The organism is Streptococcus sp. KHUD_018, assembly GCF_054861215.1.
In genome coordinates, this window is sequence record NZ_CM142176.1 from 1,765,876 (window position 1) to 1,787,976 (window position 22,101).

Consider the following 22,101-nt stretch of genomic DNA (forward strand, 5'->3'; position numbering starts at 1 on the left):
AGTAAATAAAGGAGTTGATAGTTGGAAAAGAGGGACTGCTTGCTACTTATTCTACTATTTTAAGAAAAAGCAATATCAAATATGTTTTTCACCAAAAACCTCTTGACAAATGCTAAGCGACCATTAGAATGGGAGGTGAGGAGATAAATAGAAACAAATTAAACGAAACTGCTTTATGAAATGTAAGCGGTTTCGGATAAACAAAGGAGGGTTTTATGAAAAAACACTTTTGGGAGAAATCCTGTCGCTATAGCATCCGCAAGCTGACGGTTGGGACTGCTTCTGTTTTGCTGGGAGCTGTTTTTCTAGTCAACCACACTGTAGCTGCAGACAGTGTTGAGGTCAAGCAAACTGAACCAAGCTCTGTCGAAGCTATCACTAAGCCTGATAGTGAACCCAAAGCAGATGAAGTTACTGAAACTACAAATCCGTCTCTAGAAGAAAGTCCAGTAGTTTCCGAAAGCAAGCCAGCTGAGGAGACTCAGAAGACAAATAGTCAAGCTAGTGAAGAAGCCATTGTAGAAGCTAAAGAAAATAAGGAACCTGAAAAAGCAGATCAGCCTGTGACAAAGCAAGAAAACTATCAACTCAACTACGATCAACCAACACCCCCTTCCTATGATGGATGGGAAAAACAAGCTCTCCCAGTCGGAAACGGAGAAATGGGAGCCAAGGTCTTTGGTCTAATTGGTGAAGAAAGAATTCAGTACAACGAAAAGACTCTCTGGTCAGGAGGTCCCCAACCCGATAGTAGCGACTATAACGGTGGAAACTACAAGGATCGCTACAAGGTCTTGGCGGAGATTCGTAAAGCTCTCGAAGATGGAGACCGCCAAAAAGCAAAACAGCTCGCTGAACAAAATCTAGTTGGCCCAAACAACGCCCAGTATGGACGTTACCTAGCCTTTGGTGATATCTTCATGGTCTTCAATAACCAGAAAAAGGGTTTGGATACAGTAACAGATTATCACCGTGGTTTGGATATCACAGAAGCTACTACGACCACTTCTTACACCCAGGATGGGACGACATTCAAACGCGAAACCTTCTCCAGCTATCCTGATGATGTCACCGTGACCCACTTGACCAAAAAAGGAAATAAGACACTTGACTTTACCCTTTGGAACAGTTTGACAGAAGACTTGCTTGCTAATGGGAACTACTCTTGGGAATATTCCAACTATAAGAACGGTCATGTCACTACAGATGCAAACGGAATCCTTCTAAAGGGAACTGTTAAAGATAACGGCCTCAAATTTGCATCCTATCTAGGAATTAAAACGGATGGAACAGTTACTGTTCAGAATGAGACACTAACCGTTACAGGCGCAAGTTATGCAACCCTCTACCTCAGCGCCAAAACAAACTTTGCTCAAAATCCTAAAACCAACTATCGAAAAGACATTGACCTCGAAAAAACAGTTAAAGGGATTGTAGAAGCTGCTAAGGCCAAAGACTACGAGACACTTAAAAAGGCCCATATCAAGGACTATCAAAGTCTCTTTAACCGCGTTAAACTAAACCTAGGCGGAAACAAGACTGCTCAAACGACTAAAGAGGCCCTTCAAGGCTATAACCCAGAAAAAGGGCAAAAACTGGAAGAACTCTTCTTCCAATACGGCCGATATCTACTCATCAGTTCGTCTCGTGATCGGACAGATGCCCTTCCTGCCAACCTCCAAGGAGTCTGGAATGCCGTAGACAATCCACCTTGGAACGCTGACTACCACCTCAATGTCAATTTGCAAATGAACTATTGGCCAGCCTACATGAGCAACCTTGCTGAAACAGCCAAGCCAATGATTAATTACATTGACGACATGCGCTACTATGGTCGTATCGCCGCCAAGGAATACGCTGGTATCGAATCCAAAGATGGACAAGAAAATGGTTGGCTGGTCCACACCCAGGCAACACCATTTGGCTGGACTACTCCTGGTTGGAATTACTATTGGGGTTGGTCTCCAGCAGCCAATGCTTGGATGATGCAGAACGTCTATGACTACTATAAATTCACCAAGGATGAGACCTATCTCAAAGAAAAGATTTACCCAATGCTCAAGGAGACCGCTAAGTTCTGGAACTCCTTCTTGCACTATGATCAGGCCAGTGACCGTTGGGTGTCTTCTCCATCCTACTCACCAGAACACGGGACCATCACCATCGGAAATACCTTTGACCAATCGCTAGTCTGGCAGCTATTCCACGACTACATGGAAGTCGCTAGACATCTGAATGTCGACCAAGACTTAGTTACAGAGGTTAAGGCTAAATTTGACAAACTCAAACCCCTCCACATCAATAAAGAAGGACGCATCAAGGAATGGTACGAGGAGGACAGTCCCCAATTCACTAATGAAGGGATTGAAAATCACCACCGTCACGTTTCCCATCTAGTTGGTCTCTTCCCAGGTACGCTCTTTAGCAAGGACCAAGTTGAATACCTAGAGGCTGCGCGTGCTACCTTGAACCACCGTGGAGATGGTGGTACTGGTTGGTCTAAGGCCAATAAAATCAATCTCTGGGCTCGTCTGCTGGACGGTAACCGTGCCCATCGCTTGCTCGCTGAACAGCTCAAGTATTCAACCCTAGAAAATCTTTGGGATACCCACGCGCCTTTCCAAATCGACGGAAACTTTGGGGCAACCAGTGGGATGGCAGAAATGCTCCTCCAATCTCATACTGGCTATATTGCACCATTGCCAGCCCTTCCTGATGCTTGGAAAGACGGTCAGGTTTCTGGCTTGGTTGCTCGAGGAAACTTTGAAGTCAGCATGAAGTGGAAAGATAAAAATCTGCAAAGCTTGTCCTTCCTTTCAAATGTCGGTGGAGATTTGGTTGTAGATTATCCAAATATCGAAGCCAGCCAAATCAAGGTCAATGGCAAACCAGTCAAGGCAACGATCCTTAAAGATAATCGTATCCAGCTTGCAACACAAAAAGGTGACGTCATTACCTTTGAACACTTCCCTGGTCGTGTAACCAGTCTAACAGCAGTTCGACAAAATGGAGTCACTGCCGAACTCACCTTTAACCAAGTAGAAGGCGCTACCCACTATGTCATCCAAAGACAAGTGAAAGACGAAACTGGCCAAACCTCTGCGACCAGAGAATTTGTAACTAATCAAACCCACTTTATTGACCGGTCACTCAATCCTCAACATGCCTACACCTATACTGTCAAGGCTATGCTGGGCGAGCTTGCCACACAAGTTTCTGAACAGGCCACTGTCGAAACCTATAGCGAGTTGATGGACGACCGAGATAGCCGTATCCAGTACGGAGCTGCCTTTGGAAATTGGGCAGACGCAGAATTATTTGGAGGAACAGAGAAATTTGCTGACCTTTCAAAAGGAGATTACACAGACGAAGACCTCACTGCCACCATTCCTTTCACTGGTGTTGGTATCGAAATCTATGGACTGAAATCGTCTGAATTAGGTCTTGCCACTGCTAAAATTGATGGCAAAGAGGTCGGGGAGCTTGACTTTCATACTGCTGGAGCAACTGAAAAAGGTAGTCTCATCGGTCGCTTCACAGGATTATCTGACGGACCTCACACATTGACTCTTCGTGTTAAACGTGAGCACAAAGGACGTGGTAGTGAGCGCTCGAAAATTTCATTAGACTACTTCAAGATCCTAGCAGGAACAGGCAATACGATTGAAAAAATGGATGATCGTGATTCGCGTATCCAGTATGGTTCCCAGTTTAAGGACTGGTCTGACCCTGAACTCTACGGAGGTACGGAAAAATACGCTGATATTAACAACAGCGACTCTAGTGCATCTTCAGAAGCTCAGGCAACTATTTCCTTTACAGGGACAGGTATTCGTATCTTTGGCTTGAAGAGCCTCGCTCTTGGACGAGCACGTGTTACACTAGATGGCAAAGAAATGCCAAGTCTAGACTTCTACACTTCAGGTGCAACTGAAAAGAGAGCTTTTATTGGTGAATTTACAAACCTTACTGACGGTCCGCACACCCTGACACTACAAGTTGACCCAGATTCGCCAGAAGGTCGCAAGAAAATCTCTCTAGACTCCTTTGATATCATCAAAGCCCCTGCTGTTGGTATAGATAGCCCGAGCATTGCGCCTCTTAAGGAAAATGACAAAACCATTTCCTTAAGCCTACCAGCTGGAGATTGGGAAGCCATCGCAGTGACCTTCCCAGGAGTCAAAGATCCTCTAGTTTTGCGTAAGGTGGATGAAACGCATCTGGTTACCAGTGGGGATCAGACTATCCTATCAATCCAAGACAATCAAGTTCAAATCCCAATCCCTGACGAAACCAATCGCAAAGCTGGAAATGCCATTGAAGCTTATACCATTCAAGGAAATACCACAAGCAGCCCTATCGTAGCCGTCTTTACTAAAAAGGATGAAAAGAAAGTTGATGAGAAGCAACCAACTACAAGCAAGGGAGAGGAACCAGCTCCTACTGTTGAAATTCCTGAATACACTAAACCTATCGGGACTGCAGGGCAAGAAGTGCCACCCACTGTAGAAAAGCCTGAATACACCGAACCTATCGGAACGGCGGGGCAAGAAGAGTCTCCTACTGTAGAAAAGCCTGAATACACCGAACCTATCGGAACAGCAGGTCAAGAGGAAGCACCTACTGTTGAAAAACCTGAATACACCAAACCTATCGGAACAGCAGGTCAAGAGGAAACTCCTACTGTTGAAAAACCTGAATACACTAAACCTATCGGAACTAGCGGGGATCAGGCTGCTCCAACCCTTACCCTTCCTGATTATCCAGTTCGAGTCTTAAAAGATAAGGAAACTGGAGTGGAAATTATTGGTGGAGTCACTGACTTAGAAGGAATTTCTCATATCTCTAGCCGACGTGTCCTAGCTCAGGAACTCTTTGGCAAGACCTATGATGCTTACGACCTACAACTGAAAAATCCAACCGATCATAGCTTGCAGCCAAAAGGCTCTGTCTTGGTTCGCTTGCCTATTTCAGCTAGTGTAGAAAAGGTCTATTATATTACTCCGACCAAGGAGTTGCAAGCCCTTGATTTCGATGTTCGAGAAGGAAAGGCAGAATTCATCACTAGTCATTTCAGTACCTATGCTGTCGTCTATCAAGCTGCTGGAACAACCCCTAGTACAGATGAAAAGCCAAGTGCTTCAGATACAGAAACCTTGGCACACGAGGCTGAACAACTTTCAGCTAGTCCGATCCCTGCGAAAACTGGAAATCATTCTCCTAAAGAAGAACTTCCAGCGACAGGAGAAGCGTCCAACCCACTCCTCTTCTTAGCAGGACTCAGCCTAGCCCTTACAGCCACTTTTATGTTAAAAGGGAGAAAGGATGACTCCAACTAACCTTTAAACACACAAAAACAGGATGAAGATCACCTTCATCCTGTTTTATTTTGTCATCAAAAGTTAGTTTTACAGTAGGTATAAAAAGGCTAAGGTCAAGAGACTTGCTAGAAGCCCAACTCCCCAAAAGAAGAAGTCAACCTTCCACTCGCTCCAAGGATTGCCCTTGCCTGAGAATCCTCCAAGCTCGAAATGGTGATGCACAGGTGTCATACGGAAAATACGCTTTCCACCACTAATTTTGAAGTAGGTAACCTGCATCATAACAGAGCTTGTCTCAAAGACATAGATAATCCCAATCAACAAAAGGGTCCATTCTTGGTGGAGGGCCATAGAGATTGCTGCTAGCATCCCACCAAGAGCCAAACTTCCTACATCTCCCATGAAGACCTTGGCAGGTTTGTGGTTAAAGACGAAGAAACCTAGCAAACCACCAATCATGGCAAGAATCACAAGAAGAATATCCAATTGATTTTGCATATAAGCAATCACACCGTAGGCCGATAAGCTAATCACCACGGAAATACTCGCTAAGCCATCAATCCCGTCAGTCAGATTCACCGCATTGGAAAAACCAACTAGCCAGAAAAGGGCAAAGAAAATATAGAAAAAACCCAAATGAACTTGGTAGCCAAAAACTGAAAGCATATCGCCACCACGCTCATAAAAGAGGTAGAAAATCACTCCTCCAAGGAGCTGGAGAGCAAGCTTTTGCTTAGGATTCAAGCCTTCGTTGATCTTACGAAAGACCTTGAGGAAATCATCCAGAAAACCTACCAAACCATACAACACCAAGATAAACAAAATCATGCCTACATTGTTGGTCAATTGTTGGGTAAAGAGAGCAATAAGAAAGCTCACAACTACTGCAACGATAAGGAAGACAAGACCTCCCATGGTTGGAGTCCCAGCTTTAGCTTGGTGTTGTTTGACATCCTCGTGCATCTGCTGACCCGTAATCTGTGCTTTTCGATAAAATCGGATAAAGGCTGGAATGCCAATCAAGGTCAATAGAAAGGCTAGAATTCCAGCACTAATGGAACTAATCATCTTAATCTCCTAAAGTTACTTTCATTTTTTTAATGTCTTTGAGGGCTGTATTGGCACGGACACTTTGTTTCTTGACCGTTTTGCCACTACCTTCCCACTCGACTTCTATATTCAGCCATTTAGCAAATGTTTGCACATTTTCATCTGTCCAGCCATACATATCAGGCATTTCTTCGACCTTATCTGACAGGATCAAGATTTGCTGATTGGCTTCCAAATTATCTCCTTCAGAAACCGAGAGTTCCTTGATCTTGGTTCCTGTTCCGATAACGATTGGTTGGACAAGGTTACGACGCAATTCCTCTGCGAGGTCACCTGGGGTAAAGTCCTTGGTAGCTGGCATAGCATAGCTTGTCGTCTTGCTGACCTGATCCAAGCTCTTGGCAGTTGACTGAAGATTGAGGGATTCTTTCATGGCAGAAGCTCGCTCAAGGATTGGGTTGGCAAACTCCCCAAGCTGAACACCCGAATAATGCTCTGGCTGTTGCACCGTTACATAGAGGATAAAGTCAGGATTTTCTGCAGGATGCATCGACACAACAGAGAAGATATAGTTGGTTTCACCTGTCAGGTAACCCCCATTCTTCTCATCAGCAATCTGAGCAGTCCCGGATTTCAGAGCGACATTTTGCCCCGGAACATTGACATTTGGCTTTCCTGTACTGTGGTTGTACATGGTACCATAGACAGGATCTGTTCCGACCATGACCATGTGATCCCGAGTAGAGGAAGCTGCCGCTTTTGATACAGGATTTCCGACGATTTCCTTTTGAGACTTACGAACAGACTGGTCATTCGGGTCATAGAGGGCGCTGATAAATTTAGGCTCCAACATAACCCCATCATTGGCGATGGCTGTAAAGGCACGTAGCATCTGGGTCTGCGTTACAGAAATCCCCTGACCAAATGCACTCATGGCAATATTGACAATATTATCTGCAGGCAATTGACCTGTGTACTCATCAGTCAGACCAAAACGCGTCGGCACTCCAAACTTAAAGCGGTTTAGATAATCCAACCAAGTAGCATCTCCCATTTTTTGTTCAAGTAGACTCATTCCAACATTACTGGAGTGAGCGAAACCTTGTGAGAAAGTCATCATCCCACCAGTAGTCAAACCATCATTAACATCCCAATCTCGAATGGTCGCGTCAGCTATTTTCAATTCACTACTGTTAAAGTATTCTCCACTTGGGAAGGTATTATTATCAATAGAAGAAGCTAACGTCATAACCTTCATGGCTGATCCTGGTTCATAGTTACTTTGATAAAGAATATCTCGCCAGACAAAGTCTTTTGTGATGCCATCCTTGGTATCGGCATTGAAGGTCGGACGTTGGGTCGTAGCGAGGATTTCCCCTGTTTTAGCGCTGACCAAGGTAGCCGTCATATACTTGCCTTTTACCTTTTCCTGGAAGGCATCCATCTGGGTTTCCATAAAGGATTGCAAAGGACTAGAAAGGGTTGTGTAAACATCCTTTCCGTCTACCATGTGTTGGGAAGCCTGCTCCGTACCCGGAACAATATTTCCCAGACGATCCTTCTCATAGGTGATAATCCCATCTGTACCCGCCAGAATGTTATTTAAAGAACTCTCCAATCCAGATGTCCCAATCAAACGTTTGGTCCCATCCTCATTTTCATGGAGTTGCGCTAAACCGATAAAGGAAGAAGCAAACTGTCCATTGGGATAACTACGGTTAGGGCTAGTTGTGAAGTCAACTCCCTCAACGCCAGCAGTTTTGAGGTCATTTTTAATAGCCATCATATTGGCATAGGTGATCCCATTTCCCTTGGTACCAAAGGATACCTGTTTTAGATCTGGTTGAGAAAGCTGTTCTTTGACATAAGACTCTTCCATATCTAGGTATTTATGGAAAATCTCAGCCACCTTATTAAATTGAGAATCCTCTACATAGAGAATTTTGCCTGTTGCTGACTTGTAGGTCTTGTCAATAACGGCATAGATATTATACGAAGTCGCATCCTCAGCAATAGGCGTTCCATTACGATCGTAGATGGTTCCTCGTTTTGCAGGAATCGTCTTGGTTGTTTGATGGACCTTGTTTGCTTCTTGAACCAAGTCCTTACCAAATTTTTTACCCGTTCCGATAATGACCGCAAAGTTGACCAAAAAGACAGCGAAGAGTATGACAGCCAATAAACTCAGGCTTTTTCCTACTCTTCGACGATTTTCTTCTGGAGATTTACGATTACGAACGGCATAACGGATGATTTTTTCTTTCCAATGTTTCATTTCTTACTCCGCTGCTCGGATATTTTCGTTATTCAGCTGCAAATCCTTGGAGTTTGCAATCTCTTTCAAACGTTCTGAACGAATCAATTCATTGACCTCTTGCTTGGCATCGTCTAGCTCAGTTTTCTTTTCTTCGATTTGAGCATTGACCTTGGTCAATTCATTCTGAACTTGTAATAGCTTGGTTTGCATAAACACAACGCTAATTGCCAGGATAATCATTGTTGCAGCAATCGAAACATAGAAGGCCTTTTCCACACGTGAAAAACCTTTAAATTTCGTTTGCAATAACTGGCTTGTTTTTTCGATTCTTTCTGCCATGTTTTTCCTCTTACTTGTGAATTTTTCTAGCCACGCGCAACTTGGCTGAATGCGAACGATTGTTGGCTTCTAGCTCTTCGGCACTTGGCAAGATTGGCTTGCGGGATACCAATTCCATCTTAGGCTTAAGGTCATCTGGAATGAAGGGCAAGCCTTTGGGAACTTCCACTGTTGAAGCTTCTTTGAATAATTGCTTGGTCAAGCGGTCTTCCAGCGAATGGAAGGTAATGACCGAGATTCTCCCATCCAGAGCCAGCATGTCCATAGCCTGCTGGATGGATTCATCTGCAGCGCCCAGCTCATCATTGACTTCGATTCGGATAGCCTGAAAAATCTGCTTGGCAGGGTGTCCCTTTTTCTTGAGCTCCTTGGCAGGCTTGGCCGACTTGATAATCTCTGCCAACTCCGTCGTCGTCTCAATTGGTTTCACCTCACGCGCTTGCTCAATCTTACGAGCAATCTGTTTAGAAAACTTATCCTCACCATACTTGAAAAAGATCCGAACCAAGTCATGATAGTCATAATGATTGACCACCTCATAGGCCGTCAGACTAGCTTCCTGATTCATCCGCATATCCAGTGGCGCATCCTTTTTATAAGAAAAGCCACGCTCACGCTGATCCAGCTGAGGACTGGACACCCCTAAGTCATAACAAATTCCATCAATTTCCTGGACACCAGCCTCCTGCAATCGTGCCTGCAAATGACGGAAGTTGTCCTTGATAAAGGTTACCATCCCCTTTTCGATATAGGGTGCCAACCGTTTGTGCGCATTGTCAATGGCATTCTGGTCCTGGTCAAAAGCATAGAGATGCCCTTTTTCGCTCAATTTACTTAATAAATATTCGCTATGGCCTGCTCCACCCAAAGTCGCATCAACGTAGATACCGTCAGGTTTTACGTCAAGCATATCAATCGTTTCATGAAGCAAGACCGTTACATGATGAAATTCTTTTGTCATATCTTATCTATTTTACCACAAATCTGACCAGCTTGCACTTGTCAGACAAGGCTAAGTTTCTTCGAAAAAAATTCTCAAAAATATGTCATATATACTTGACATCCCAACCCAAAAGAATATAATATAGTCAAATATATACGACATATCAGAAAGGAGACCCTATGAATCGTGTGAAAGAATTCCGCAAGGAACTGGGCATTTCCCAGCTCGAGCTCGCCAAAGATATCGGTGTCTCGAGACAGACCATCAACATGATTGAAAATGACAAGTACAATCCAACCCTAGAACTCTGTCTCAACCTCGCCCGCAGCCTCCAAACTGACCTCAATAGCCTCTTTTGGGAAGACGATTTTTAAAAAAGGAGCAAACAAATGAAAAAAGAAACTCTCACTGAAAAACTCATCAAACGCATATACGGTATTTCTGGTCCCCTTGACGAACACAAACGGCGCGAGGCCGATCGTATCGGGAATCAGGTCTTTATCGTTCTCTTTTATCTCATGATATTTGGCAACCTCATCCCCTTTGTCCTTGCTTATAAATACCCGCAAATTGTCGCTATCGGTTATCCTCTCGTGGTGTTTGGCATTTCGATGATGGCTGCCCTCTATGTGGTCTCTCAAACCAAGAAAACGGGCATCACAGCTATTGATCCCGAAATGCTGAGTCAAAAAGAAAGTAAACAGCTACATTTTCCGGGTCTAAAAGCCGGTCTGATCTACGGCATAGCGATATTTTTTATAATGCCACTCATCGATACCCTAACCAGTGAAAATCCAAATTTCATCAGTTCTCTTCTGAATTCAAAACATATTTTAAAAACTATACTGGGAGCGTTCTTTTTTGGACTGATGATGCAAATTGTTGTCTCTCTTCGCATTCAAAAGGCCAAGAAAGACCAAGAAGACGACTAGGAGGTGTCTTATGAAATCACTAGCTAGACTACTGATCAGTAATGTTTTTATCAGTATCTTTGTTACCTTTTTCCTACTTTCTGGACATATTGAGCATCCTTTCTTGATTATCTTTCTTTTATTCCTTCCTGTATTGAACAAGGGACAGAGATTCCAGAAAATCCAATCAAAAAAAATACGTCTTCTAAACGCATCTCTCTGTTTTATCCTCGTATCCTTTCCACAACTTTTAACAAATCCTATGGATTGGAGATACCTGGTATTTCTAATAATCTGTATCATTTTTAGTTTGGTTTACTTCTATACTCTCTATCAACTCTTTAAAGAAGTCAATCAAAAATCGCTCATTTAGAAGGTTACTCCCATGAAAAAAGAAGAATTCACCACTCGCTTACTCAAACTATTCTTTCACATACAAGGGCCTTTTGATGAATGCCGTCAAGAGATGATTTACAAGGCTTGTGCCCGTGCCTTGATCCAAATCGTTTACTCCTCCCTCCTACTCTTCTTGTTCTATCTCCTATTTGGACACTTCATAGAGTTGGTTCGAGATGCCATGCCCTACCTCTATTTTGGACTTATCTTCGTCCTCTCATCTAGGGCGAGACTAGCAGTTCGCGACTTACATTTAGACAAGGATGACCAGTCCGAAATCCATCACAAAAGCTACAGCAAAAGCCAAATCAACCTTCGTAGTTGGGGTGTATTCATCAGCATTCCAATTAGCTTGTTTGTCTTATCAGCCTTTCACAAACTCTTTGTTCAGCATCTTCCACTCGATACCTTTTGGGATGACCTCTTCCATTTCGATAAAATGCTCCCTTTACTAGTCTTGGGTTTGGGAATTGGTGCCATCTTTGGAAGCATGACCTATGCCTTTTTATCGGAACACGAGATGAAACACTCTGAATCAGGAAGGCATAAGGAGAATATAGAAAAATGACCAGTATATATGATTTTTCTGTTTTGAATCAAAATAATCAAGCAACTCCCCTGGAGAGCTATCGTGGCAAGGTTCTCTTGATTGTCAACACTGCTACTGGATGTGGTTTAACGCCCCAGTACCAGGGACTTCAAGAACTCTATGAACGCTATCAAGATCAGGGCTTTGAAATCCTAGATTTCCCTTGCAATCAGTTTATGGGACAAGCACCCGGCAGCGCAGAGGAAATCAATAGCTTCTGCAGTCTACACTACCAGACCACTTTTCCTCGCTTTGCCAAGATCAAGGTCAACGGCAAGGAGGCAGATCCTCTTTATGTTTGGCTAAAAGAGCAGAAATCTGGCCCGCTAGGAAAACGAATCGAATGGAATTTTGCTAAGTTTCTCATTGGTCGAGATGGGCAAGTCCTTGAGCGCTTCTCTTCCAAAACAGACCCCCAAACCATCCAAGAGTCTCTCCAAAATATACTCTAATTTCTTTTTAAAACGTATCCTTTCATTTAGTTTGAACCCTGAAAGGAGGCGTTTTTTCTTTAAAAAGTAACTGATTTTCTTTAATTTATATTTATTTTTTTGCTTTTTGCTCTTGCAATTCTTTCATTAATTTAGTATATTTGTTATATTAAAAGTTTTCAGTCATTTTAAGGGAGAAATGACCTTTTAAATTTTTTTATCTTAAAATGAAAGCGCTTTATAAACAGGAGGTAAGGTGGCTTACAAATTATCAGAGAGTTTTTTCATTAAATCAAGTTGTAACCAAGTCAGACTTGGGCTTGGGCAGTAGCTGACTGCCTTTCTAAAAACTAGGAGTATATTATGAATCGATACCTTTTTGAAAAAGGGCAAACATTTAGCATTCGGAAGTTGACTGTAGGTGTGGCATCTGTTATCGTCGGACTGGCATTTTTTGCTTCTGGAACCGTGCGTGCAGACGAAACGTCTCCTGCCACAACATCCAATTTAGATCAGCAAATGAAACAAGTAGCAGATATAGAAGAGACCAAGGTTGAACCAGTCAAAGAAGAAGACCGTGTAGAAGCTGAAAAACAAGAAACACCTGCTGCAGATACCAACAGTGCTGACTTGCTCCCTGAAGACATTCAGGACCGTGCCTATCCAGACACACCTGTCAAAGAACTCGATACGACTACTATCGTTGACCAGAAAGCTAGTCCAAAAGTAGAAACTAAGAGCATTCTAAAGGACAAGGAAGAAGCTCCAAAAGAAGCTGAGAACGGAAACCGTGCCATCATTAACGGTGGACAAGACCTCAAACACATCAACTACGAGGGGCAACCTGCTACTGCTGCTACTATGGTTTACAGCACTTACAATGCAGGGGAACAACGCTACCTCGTTTCAGGCTCAGGTATCTTTGTAGCACCTAACCTGATCCTTACCGTTGCTCATAACTTCTTAGAGGCCAATAAAGAAACTGGCGAGGGTCACATTCGTGGTGGAAAATCTGCCCAGTTCTACTATAACGTTGGTTCAAACAGCGAAAAGAAAAATTCACTGCCATCTTCTGGAACTACGGTTTTATTCAGAGAAAAGGATATCCATTTCTGGAATAAGAAGGAGTTTGGAAAAGGCTATAAGAACGACCTTGCTCTTGTAGAAGCTCCTATTCCTCTTCCGATTGCTAGTCCAAACAAAGCAGCAACCTTTGCGCCTTTAGCGGAGCACAAGACGCATCAGCCGGGAGAAGCCATCAGTACGATTGGCTATCCAACTGACTCGAGCTCCAAAGAACTGAAACAACCTATCCTAGCTGGTCAGCTTTACAAGGCAGATGGGACCATCCGATCTGTTGAGTCCTATGATGATAAGGGAACGACTGGTATCACCTATAAAACCACTTCTGTATCTGGTTTGTCTGGTGGCGGGATTGTCGATAGCCAAGGAAAAGTTCTGGGGGTTCACCAACACGGAACCGTTGACAATGGTGTGGCTGAAAAGGATCGCTTTGGTGGCGGACTCGTCCTTTCACCTGAACAACTGAAATGGGTTAAGGACATGATTGCCAAGTATGGTGTGAAAGGCTGGTACCAAGGTGATAACGGAAATCGTTACTACTTTACCGATGAAGGACGTATGCTTCGGAACGAAACAGCTGTTATCGGAAGCAACGAATATTCCTTCAACCAAGATGGGATTGCTACCTTGACCAAGGGAGTTGAATACGGTCGTGTGGTTATCCAACACGAAGACGAAGAAGGAAATCCTGTCAAAGATAATGACACCTTTATCGAACAGACAGCTGTTGATTCGCCATTTGACTATAATTTCAAAAAAGAAATCGAGAAGACGGACTTCTATCAGAAGAATAAAGACAAATACGAAATTGTATCCATTGATGGCGTAGCAGTTAATAAACAACTAAAAGATACTTGGACTGAAGATCACAATGTTGTCAGCAAAGCGCCTGCTGGTACACGTGTCATCAAGGTGGTCTATAAAGTCAACAAAGGCTCCTTCAAAGTTTACTACCGTCAAAAAGGAACCACTACTGAACTAGCGGAAGCGACAGTTGATAACAATGACGGCCAAGAGTATGACGTTTCCTTTGTCAACACCTTCCATGCAAAAGACATTGCTGGCTACCGTCCAGTCAAGGCTAGCCTGGAAGCAACTATCCAGCAAAAAGGGGTGAATGAGGTCGTCTTTGAATACGAGCCAGTCGCTGATACAGCTAATCCAACGACACCGACTCCACCAGTGGCTCATCCAGAAGATAAAGAAACCGAAATTGGCAACCATGGACCTCTTCCAAGCAAGGCCCAACTCGATTACCACAAGGAAGAATTGGCAGCCTTCATCCACTACGGAATGAACACCTATACCAATTCTGAATGGGGAAATGGGAAAGAAGACCCTCGATACTTCAATCCAACCAACTTGGATACTGACCAGTGGATTCGCACTCTGAAAGAAACGGGCTTCAAACGAACCATTATGGTTGTTAAACACCACGACGGATTCGTTGCTTACCCATCTAAGTACACCAACCATACCGTAGCTGCTAGTCCATGGAAAGATGGAAAGGGTGACCTTCTCGAAGAAGTTTCCAAGTCTGCTAGCAAGTATGACATGAATATGGGGGTTTACCTATCCCCATGGGATGCCAATCATCCTAAATACCATGTTGCAACTGAAAAAGAATACAACCAATACTATCTCAACCAACTGAAAGAAATCCTTGGTAATCCGAAATACGGTAATAAAGGGAAATTTATCGAGGTTTGGATGGACGGTGCACGTGGTAGCGGTGCCCAAAAAGTAACCTATACCTTCGATGAATGGTTCAAATACATCAAAGAAGCTGAAGGAGATATTGCTATCTTCTCTGCTCAACCGACAAGCGTTCGCTGGATCGGAAATGAACGAGGTATCGCAGGTGACCCTGTCTGGCATAAAGTCAAACGTGCCAACATCACAGACGATGTGAAAAATGAATACCTCAACCATGGTGACCCAGATGGTGATATGTACTCTGTAGGGGAAGCTGACGTTTCGATCCGTTCGGGCTGGTTCTATCATGACAATCAACAGCCGAAATCACTCAAAGAGTTGATGGATATCTACTTCAAGTCTGTTGGTCGTGGAACCCCACTCCTTCTCAACATTCCACCAAATAAAGAAGGAAAATTTGCAGATGCGGATGTGGCTCGCTTGAAGGAGTTCAAGGCAACTCTAGACCAAATGTATGCGACTGATTTTGCCAAAGGGGCAACTGTAACAGCAAGTTCTACCCGTCAGAACCACCTCTACAAAGAAAGTCACCTGACAGACGGTAAAGATGATACTAGCTGGGCGCTCTCAAATGATGCCACAACCGGTAGCTTTACAGTTGATTTAGGACAAAAGAGGCGTTTTGATGTTGTTGAACTCAAGGAAGATATCGCCAAAGGCCAACGTATCTCTGGTTTCAAGATTGAAGTCGAAATCAACGGACGTTGGGTGACATACGGTGAAGGTTCGACCGTTGGTTACCGTCGCTTGGTTCAAGGCAAGCCTGTAGAGGCACAAAAAATCCGTGTGACCATCACCGGTGCTCAAGCAACTCCAATCTTGACCAACTTCTCAGTCTACAAGACACCAAGCAGCATTGAAAAGACAGATGGCTACCCTCTTGGACTTGAATACCACTCAAACACAACGGCAGATACAGCTGGAACAACTTGGTACAATGAATCTGAAGGTGTTCGTGGCACTTCTATGTGGACCAATCAAAAAGATGCCAAAGTAAGCTATACCTTCACAGGAACCAAGGCCTATGTCGTCTCTACGGTCGATCCAGGTCATGGAGAAATGTCCGTCTACGTTGATGGTCAAAAGGTTACCGATGTCCAAACTAAGAATGCTAGCCGTAAACGTAGCCAAAAAGTCTTTGAAACAGATGATTTAGCACCTGGTCAACACACCATTACCCTCGTTAATAAAACAGGTGAACCAATTGCTACAGAAGGAATCTATACCCTAAACAATGATAGCAAGGGAATGTTTGAACTCGAGTCTACCAACTACGAAGTCGAAAAAGGAAAACCAGTCACTGTTAAAATTAAACGTGTTGGTGGAAGCAAGGGGGCTGCTACTGTGCGCTTCATCACAGAACCTGGAACTGGGGTTCACGGTAAAGTTTACCAAGATACAACTCAAGATGTGACTTTTGAAGATGGAGAAACAGAAAAGACTGTTACCATCCCAACGATTGACTTTACAGAACAAGCCGACTCTATCTTTGACTTTAAAGCCAAGCTCACTTCTGTTTCTGATGGTGCCTTGCTCGGTTTTGCTACCGATGCAACCATCCAAGTGATGAAAGCTGAATTGCTAATCAAGGATCAAACAAGCTATGATGACCAAGCTAGTCAGTTGGATTACAGTCCTGGCTGGCACCATGAAACCAATTCCGCAGATAAGTACCAAAAGACAGAGTCTTGGGCTTCCTTTGGTCGCTTAACTGATGAGCAAAAGAAAAAGACAACCGTAACAGCTTACTTCTACGGTACTGGACTTGATATCAAGGGCTATGTTGATCCAAATCATGGTGTCTACAAAGTCTTCCTAGATGGCAAAGAAGTTCCTTACCAAGATGGAATGGGAAATGCTTCAACCATTGACGGTAAGAAATACTTTAGCGGTCGTGCAGCCCAACGCCAAGGCAATCAAACTCTGGTTAGCCTAAAAGGTCTGGACGAAAACTTGCACGCAGTCACACTTCAACTAGATCCTGATCGAAACGATTTATCTCAAAATATCGGTATTCAGGTAGACCAATTCATCACTCGTGGCGAAGGTAGCGAACTCTACAGCAAGGCAGATATCATCCAGTCTATCTCAAAATGGAAAGACGATCTTTCAAACTTTGATCCAGCAGGCTTGAAAAATACGGCTACCGCACGCCAAGCATTCCAAGCAAATCTAGAAAAATTGAGAAACCAACTCAGTGCTGATGCAGTGGATGTTCAGGATGTCATGTTGACAGTCAGTGCCCTACAAGATATCCTATCCAAGGATGAGAACTATCAAAGAGGCCAAGAGGAACCTAGTCCAGAGCAACCGGAACAGCCTGAAGAACCTTCTAAACCTGAGCAACCTGCTGAACCAAAACAACCGGAAATTGAGTACGATAAGGCTATGGACAGCTTGACAAAAGCTATCGAGAAAAAAGTCGCTGAACTTGGATCCAACAAGGAAGCTAAGAAGAAATTATTAGAAATTGCTGACCAAGCCATTGCTGCAATCCAAGAAGCTAAAACTCAGGAAGCAGTCAATCAAGCGCTAAAAACTGCTCTCGAACAAATCAGCAAGCTCCAAGCAACTCAGCCTGAAAAGCCTGCTCAGCCTGAGAAACCTGCTGAGACTGAAAAACCTGCTCAGCCTGAAAAGCCGACTCAACCGGAAAAACCTGCTGAGCCTGAGAAACCTGTTCAACCTGAGAAACCTGACCAGCCTGAGCAACCAGCTGAACCAAAACAACCGGAAATTGAGTACGATAAGGCTATGGACAGCTTGACAAAAGCTATCGAGAAAAAAGTCGCTGAGATTGGATCCGACAAGGAAGCTAAGAAGAAATTATTAGAAATTGCTGACCAAGCCATTGCTGCAATCCAAGAAGCTAAAACTCAGGAAGCAGTCAATCAAGCACTAGAAACCGCTCTCGAACAAATCAACAAACTCGAAGCGGCTCAGCCTGAGAAACCTGCTCAACCTGAGAAACCGGCTCAGCCTGAAAAACCGGCTCAACCTGAGAAACCTGCTCAACCTGAACAACCGGCTCAGCCTGAAACTCCGGCTCAGCCTGAAAAGCCAGTTCAACCGGAACAACCAACTCAACCGGAAACTCCAGCGCAACCGGAAAAACCGGCTCAGCCTGAAAAGCCGACTCAACCGGAAACTCCAGCGCAACCGGAAAAACCGGCTCAGCCTGAAAAGCCGACTCAACCGGAAACTCCAGCGCAACCTGAAAAACCGGCTCAACCGGAAACTCCAGCGCAACCTGAAAAACCGGCTCAACCTGAAAAACCGGCTCAGCCTGAAAATCCGACTCAACCGGAAACTCCAGCGCAACCTGAGAAACCAATTACTTCTTCAAGTCCTGAGGAAGGGGTTAAAGACCTTGTCTTTACACTTCCAAGCTTGGAAATCGTCAATAAGGTCGTACCATTCAAGACTATTCGTCGCGAAAACCCACAATTAGACAAAGGAAAAGAGCAAGTTCTATCAGAAGGGAAAGACGGTCTGATAGTCGAGTATGTTGAAGTGGACGGTGACAATCGCAAGGTTCTCCAAACAGAAGCAACTCCAGCTCAAGATCGAGTGATTGAGGTAGGTAGCAAACAAAGCTCAGTTGGAACAGAAGCGCCACCAGTTGTGACTCTTCCTGAGTATGTTCTACCAAGAGAGACTGAAAAACCTGCTCCAGCCGTAACAGATCATTCATCAGCAAAAGATGAAAAAGCTCCTGTTACAGCTACAGTCAAAGAAGACAAGGAAAGACTACTCCCTGCAACTGGGGAACAAGAAGCAAGTGCCTTCCTCTTCTTGGCAGCCATCACTTCTATCTTGTCTCTCCTGATCTTCCAAAAGAATTTCAAAGACTAATAACCCTCTTTGATTGATTCTTTCTAATTATTCCGTTCCCCCGTTGAGAAGACCATTTGGTCTTCTCTTTTTCTATCTGTAAAATTAAAAAACATCCACAAATATACATGGATGTTTTGGTATGACTCTATAAAGTAAGATGATCATTGAGAATAGCTGTTCTCAAATCAAACCACGTTTTCAAATAAACGCTCATCTAAAAAAGAGAGTGCCCCTTGCCTTATCTCATCAGAACATCCATCATAAGTTTCTGAAAGAACTCCACAAATATAAGATGGCATTTCGAATTCTAATACCATGAGATTTTCTGACGTTCACAAGCCATCTTTCCTAAATCAGACTTCCCTCTTCCACATCTAGTCACTGACTACTATTTTTGAGTCCAGCATATGCATAGGTTCGATTTCTGGGACACTCTTTTTCCGTCACTACCCTAAAATAAAAGCGATGCTCCCGCCCATCCTTGGCATTTTCCTTGTTTAAAACAAAGTAGTTCTTCTGATTCATCGCCATGGTGCGTAGGATATCATCGATCAAAAAAGTCAAGGGAACATTCAAGGCAGAGTATTTTTGGAAATCCTCTTCAAAGCGGATGTAACTATCTGAAAAATAATCCATCTGCAGTTTGTTTTCATACAACTCTTTTCTAGTCATACACTCCCCCCTCCCACAATCGAATTTCGAGGACATCTGCTACCTCTACCAGCCTATAGCCCTCATTGGTCCTAATAGATAGAGTTTGAGGTGATAATTCGCTTACCTTGCCGACGATAGTCGTTTTTTGTTTCTTTTCCTTGACCACAAAGCATCCCCTCAGTTGCCCGACATACAGCTGCGAAAGCAAGATTAACTTCTCAACGAGATTCAAACTCGTCGAGAAAGCTACCCGATTTTTTTCTTCACCGAGTGAACTAGTATGCTCTGAGAGGAAAAAACCCATCCACTTCTGCATCCCTGGATCTTGATAGTCACGCGCAGATTGAAAGGGTAAATAAGAACGATCAATCATTTTAGTCCATCTAATCCTCCAGCAGAATGCCCCCCAATCAGCTTGCTTCTGGCAAGACTCCTAGAGGCTTCTTCCAGTGCATTGGCCTTTAAGAGGGAGGTAAAACCAAATTGTTCCCGAATGGCATCAATAGCCGTCTGGAGCCTTTCTTCTTTTTCTAACTTGTCAACATCATCAAAGAGGGAGATCAGGCCAAAGGACTCATCCACAAATCCTGAATAGTTGACTCCAACACTTCTGACCGCTCCAGAAGTGTATTTATTATGAAATAGCTTCAAAACGTGGTCTGTTAAGATAGCTGTATTATTGGTCGGTTCGACCTTCATTTGTGTGTGAATAGACGACCTGACCTCCTGTTTAGAGAAACCAACATAGAGAGAGACAAGGGTTGTTTTCTTGCCCGCCCTTCTCAGCCTAATAGCCACCTGCTCCGCCATTTCTCGGAGAATAATTTCAATATCCCGTAGCTTTACATAGTCTCTCGGCAAGATTTGAGAATTTCCTAACCCTTGGGACTTAGCTTTATAGGGCCTGTGAACATTGCTCTCATCAATCCCGTTAGCATGAAACCACAAACGCAGGCCAGCCTGACCCAGAGCCTTCTGTAGCTGGTCTGGGTTGCTTGTAGCTAATTCTCTGATGGAAAAAATCCCCAGAGCATGCAAGCGTTTCTCCATCCGCCTGCCAATCCCCCAAAAGTCCGTCATCTTAGGAATGGCCCAAACCTTCTCTTCCACATCCTGGTAAGACCAGTTGGCCCTCATGGTCGGAGTGTGCTTGGCCTCATTATCCAGAGCCAATTTAGCCAGTAAGGGATTGGCATTGGACATACCCACTGTAGAGTAGATCCCTGTCTGCCTCCAAATATCCCTCTGGATGCGAGCAGAAAGCAGATCCAGCTTGTCTTTGCGAGAGATACTCTTGTCTGGGATAAAATAGTTGAGCGAACTAGTCAGATCGATAAAGCCCTCATCGATAGAGTAGGGATAAATATCATCTGGACTACCATAGTTTTGAAAGATTCGCTGGATTTCCATATTGACCGCTATGTATTCGTCCATCCTAGGTGGCACAATCAAGGTCACTTGAGCCCAATCTTCGATGTAGCGAACATAGTCTGAGTCAGTAGGCAAGCCTTGCTTTCGAGCATTGTAATAGGAAAATTTGCGCGTTTTGATATCAAAAGGCAGATCATAGGCCCGGCCAACATTGGACTTGCCAAAAATCTTCTTAAACATGGGAGAGGAAGCTAGGATAAGACCAGTAGAATTATCCGCGCGACTCATGACACAAAGCGAGGTCTTCAGCGGATGCAAGCCCCTTTTCACACACTCGACACTGGCATAAAAAGATTTCATATCAACAAAGGCAATATCACTTTTGGGCTCTCTGGAATAATCAAAGTAGCCCATAGGCTAACCCTCCATTGGCACAAAATTCCCAACAATAATCCCCACAATCCGAGGATCTTCCTCATAGGAGATGAAAATGTCCTTGTATTTAGGATTTATAGAAACCAGACGCAAACCATCTTCCTCCCGATAGACCCGTTTAATATAGGTCTGGTTGTTACAAACTACTGCATAAACTGCCCCATCATAGTCAAATCCTGTTTCCCGAATCAGAGCCACTGAACCATTTTGATATTTAGGTTCCATGGAGTCCCCAGCCACCCAGGAAGCAAAATCGTGGGCTAGTTCTTCATTAAAGTAAACGGTATCAAAATTTCTATCGTCATATACCGAAGCCCCGATCCCTGCTGACATGCGTTCATAGACACGATACTCGTAGAGGCGCTCTGGCACGGTCGCCACTTTCTGAGTTTGTTCCTCTTGAGCCAAGTGGCGAGCATAAAGAACAACCTTGTCCTTCCCTTGCTTGGAGAGGCTATTGTAGAGACGGACAATCTCAATCTGAGTGAAATATCCTTTTGCTACCCTTAAAATGTTCTCTAGCTGGGCAACCTTCTCCTGAGACGGTTCCTTAATTCCACGTTCCCAAGCCGAGTAAGCCTGAAAACTAATCCCAAGTTGCTCTGCAATTTCCTTCTGTGTCAGTTTCAACTCTTTCCTCCGAGCCTTGAGTTTTTCTGGTTGGTACATACTTCACCTCCTATTGTGATGTTTTATTGAGAATATCTCTCTTAGAAAAACAAATCGATGGTTGAGCTTACACCTCTAAAACTCAACCAATTCGGTTTA

General features: G+C 43.8%; 15 protein-coding genes. 7 read left to right on the forward strand and 8 right to left on the reverse strand.

Going from position 1 to position 22,101, the window contains the following annotated elements:
- Positions 1 to 215: 215 nt before the first annotated feature.
- A complete protein-coding gene (locus tag ACVBD2_RS08935; protein WP_461685639.1) occupies positions 216 to 5,339 on the forward strand; it encodes an SIALI-17 repeat-containing surface protein in 5,124 nt (1,707 codons plus the stop codon).
- A gap of 69 nt (positions 5,340 to 5,408) precedes the next feature.
- Here the strand turns inward: ACVBD2_RS08935 and mraY are convergent, their stop codons facing one another.
- The 4 genes from mraY to rsmH are packed head-to-tail and all read right to left on the reverse strand — an operon-like array spanning position 5,409 to position 9,928.
- Positions 5,409 to 6,389 (reverse strand): phospho-N-acetylmuramoyl-pentapeptide-transferase, encoded by a 981-nt coding sequence (mraY, locus tag ACVBD2_RS08940; RefSeq protein ID WP_084881297.1) that lies wholly within the window; start codon positions 6,387 to 6,389, stop codon positions 5,409 to 5,411.
- Position 6,390: 1 nt separating this feature from the next.
- Positions 6,391 to 8,646, reverse strand: coding sequence for a penicillin-binding protein PBP2X (gene pbp2x, locus ACVBD2_RS08945; RefSeq protein ID WP_461685640.1), 2,256 nt, complete (start codon positions 8,644 to 8,646; stop codon positions 6,391 to 6,393).
- A 3-nt stretch (positions 8,647 to 8,649) separates the two neighbouring features.
- On the reverse strand, positions 8,650 to 8,967 hold the full coding sequence (gene ftsL, locus ACVBD2_RS08950; protein ID WP_000840795.1) for a cell division protein FtsL: 318 nt from the start codon (positions 8,965 to 8,967) through the stop codon (positions 8,650 to 8,652).
- 10 nt (positions 8,968 to 8,977) lie between these two features.
- A complete protein-coding gene (gene rsmH / locus ACVBD2_RS08955; RefSeq protein ID WP_084932803.1) occupies positions 8,978 to 9,928 on the reverse strand; it encodes a 16S rRNA (cytosine(1402)-N(4))-methyltransferase RsmH in 951 nt (316 codons plus the stop codon).
- A gap of 161 nt (positions 9,929 to 10,089) precedes the next feature.
- Between rsmH and ACVBD2_RS08960 the strand changes: the two genes are divergently transcribed.
- The 6 genes from ACVBD2_RS08960 (at position 10,090) to ACVBD2_RS08985 (ending at position 18,891) form a co-directional block, all read left to right on the forward strand.
- Positions 10,090 to 10,284 (forward strand): helix-turn-helix transcriptional regulator, encoded by a 195-nt coding sequence (locus tag ACVBD2_RS08960; RefSeq protein WP_001082470.1) that lies wholly within the window; start codon positions 10,090 to 10,092, stop codon positions 10,282 to 10,284.
- A 15-nt stretch (positions 10,285 to 10,299) separates the two neighbouring features.
- Entirely contained in the window at positions 10,300 to 10,842 is a 543-nt protein-coding gene (locus tag ACVBD2_RS08965; RefSeq protein ID WP_461685641.1) for a DUF3278 domain-containing protein, read from the forward strand.
- Positions 10,843 to 10,852: 10 nt separating this feature from the next.
- Positions 10,853 to 11,194 carry a hypothetical protein gene (locus ACVBD2_RS08970; protein WP_461685642.1) on the forward strand — a complete coding sequence of 114 codons (342 nt, stop codon included), beginning with the start codon at positions 10,853 to 10,855 and terminating at the stop codon, positions 11,192 to 11,194.
- Positions 11,195 to 11,206: 12 nt separating this feature from the next.
- A complete protein-coding gene (locus ACVBD2_RS08975) occupies positions 11,207 to 11,785 on the forward strand; it encodes a DUF3278 domain-containing protein (RefSeq protein ID WP_461685643.1) in 579 nt (192 codons plus the stop codon).
- Positions 11,782 to 12,258, forward strand: coding sequence for a glutathione peroxidase (locus ACVBD2_RS08980; protein WP_461685644.1), 477 nt, complete (start codon positions 11,782 to 11,784; stop codon positions 12,256 to 12,258). The genes ACVBD2_RS08975 and ACVBD2_RS08980 overlap by 4 nt, the downstream gene beginning before the upstream one ends.
- 342 nt (positions 12,259 to 12,600) lie before the next feature.
- The gene (locus ACVBD2_RS08985) at positions 12,601 to 18,891 is read left to right on the forward strand and encodes an alpha-L-fucosidase (RefSeq protein WP_461685645.1); all 6,291 of its coding nucleotides are present in this window, start codon (positions 12,601 to 12,603) and stop codon (positions 18,889 to 18,891) included.
- Positions 18,892 to 19,251: 360 nt separating this feature from the next.
- Here ACVBD2_RS08985 and ACVBD2_RS08990 read toward each other — a convergent pair whose 3' ends face one another.
- From ACVBD2_RS08990 to ACVBD2_RS09005, 4 genes are read right to left on the reverse strand one after another with little or no spacing between them, the layout of a single operon-like run.
- A complete protein-coding gene (locus tag ACVBD2_RS08990; RefSeq protein WP_461685646.1) occupies positions 19,252 to 19,545 on the reverse strand; it encodes a DUF5960 family protein in 294 nt (97 codons plus the stop codon).
- Positions 19,538 to 19,900: a hypothetical protein gene (locus ACVBD2_RS08995; protein ID WP_125441698.1), complete on the reverse strand. Its 363-nt coding sequence runs from the start codon at positions 19,898 to 19,900 to the stop codon at positions 19,538 to 19,540. Before ACVBD2_RS08995 ends, ACVBD2_RS08990 begins: the two co-directional genes overlap by 8 nt.
- Complete coding sequence (locus ACVBD2_RS09000) at positions 19,897 to 21,312, reverse strand: Y-family DNA polymerase (RefSeq protein WP_461685647.1); 1,416 nt, start codon at positions 21,310 to 21,312, stop codon at positions 19,897 to 19,899. Before ACVBD2_RS09000 ends, ACVBD2_RS08995 begins: the two co-directional genes overlap by 4 nt.
- Positions 21,313 to 21,315: 3 nt before the next feature.
- A complete protein-coding gene (locus ACVBD2_RS09005; protein ID WP_215805033.1) occupies positions 21,316 to 22,002 on the reverse strand; it encodes an XRE family transcriptional regulator in 687 nt (228 codons plus the stop codon).
- Between the last annotated feature and the right edge of the window lie 99 nt (positions 22,003 to 22,101).

Excerpts from the sequence above, each read along its gene's own strand:
- ACVBD2_RS08935 (WP_461685639.1), top strand. The coding sequence starts at position 216 with ATGAAAAAACACTTTTGGGAGAAATCCTGTCGCTATAGCATCCGCAAG.
- mraY (WP_084881297.1), bottom strand. The coding sequence starts at position 6,389 with ATGATTAGTTCCATTAGTGCTGGAATTCTAGCCTTTCTATTGACCTTG.
- pbp2x (WP_461685640.1), bottom strand. The coding sequence starts at position 8,646 with ATGAAACATTGGAAAGAAAAAATCATCCGTTATGCCGTTCGTAATCGT.
- ftsL (WP_000840795.1), bottom strand. The coding sequence starts at position 8,967 with ATGGCAGAAAGAATCGAAAAAACAAGCCAGTTATTGCAAACGAAATTT.
- rsmH (WP_084932803.1), bottom strand. The coding sequence starts at position 9,928 with ATGACAAAAGAATTTCATCATGTAACGGTCTTGCTTCATGAAACGATT.
- ACVBD2_RS08960 (WP_001082470.1), top strand. The coding sequence starts at position 10,090 with ATGAATCGTGTGAAAGAATTCCGCAAGGAACTGGGCATTTCCCAGCTC.
- ACVBD2_RS08965 (WP_461685641.1), top strand. The coding sequence starts at position 10,300 with ATGAAAAAAGAAACTCTCACTGAAAAACTCATCAAACGCATATACGGT.
- ACVBD2_RS08970 (WP_461685642.1), top strand. The coding sequence starts at position 10,853 with ATGAAATCACTAGCTAGACTACTGATCAGTAATGTTTTTATCAGTATC.
- ACVBD2_RS08975 (WP_461685643.1), top strand. The coding sequence starts at position 11,207 with ATGAAAAAAGAAGAATTCACCACTCGCTTACTCAAACTATTCTTTCAC.
- ACVBD2_RS08980 (WP_461685644.1), top strand. The coding sequence starts at position 11,782 with ATGACCAGTATATATGATTTTTCTGTTTTGAATCAAAATAATCAAGCA.
- ACVBD2_RS08985 (WP_461685645.1), top strand. The coding sequence starts at position 12,601 with ATGAATCGATACCTTTTTGAAAAAGGGCAAACATTTAGCATTCGGAAG.
- ACVBD2_RS08990 (WP_461685646.1), bottom strand. The coding sequence starts at position 19,545 with ATGACTAGAAAAGAGTTGTATGAAAACAAACTGCAGATGGATTATTTT.
- ACVBD2_RS08995 (WP_125441698.1), bottom strand. The coding sequence starts at position 19,900 with ATGATTGATCGTTCTTATTTACCCTTTCAATCTGCGCGTGACTATCAA.
- ACVBD2_RS09000 (WP_461685647.1), bottom strand. The coding sequence starts at position 21,312 with ATGGGCTACTTTGATTATTCCAGAGAGCCCAAAAGTGATATTGCCTTT.
- ACVBD2_RS09005 (WP_215805033.1), bottom strand. The coding sequence starts at position 22,002 with ATGTACCAACCAGAAAAACTCAAGGCTCGGAGGAAAGAGTTGAAACTG.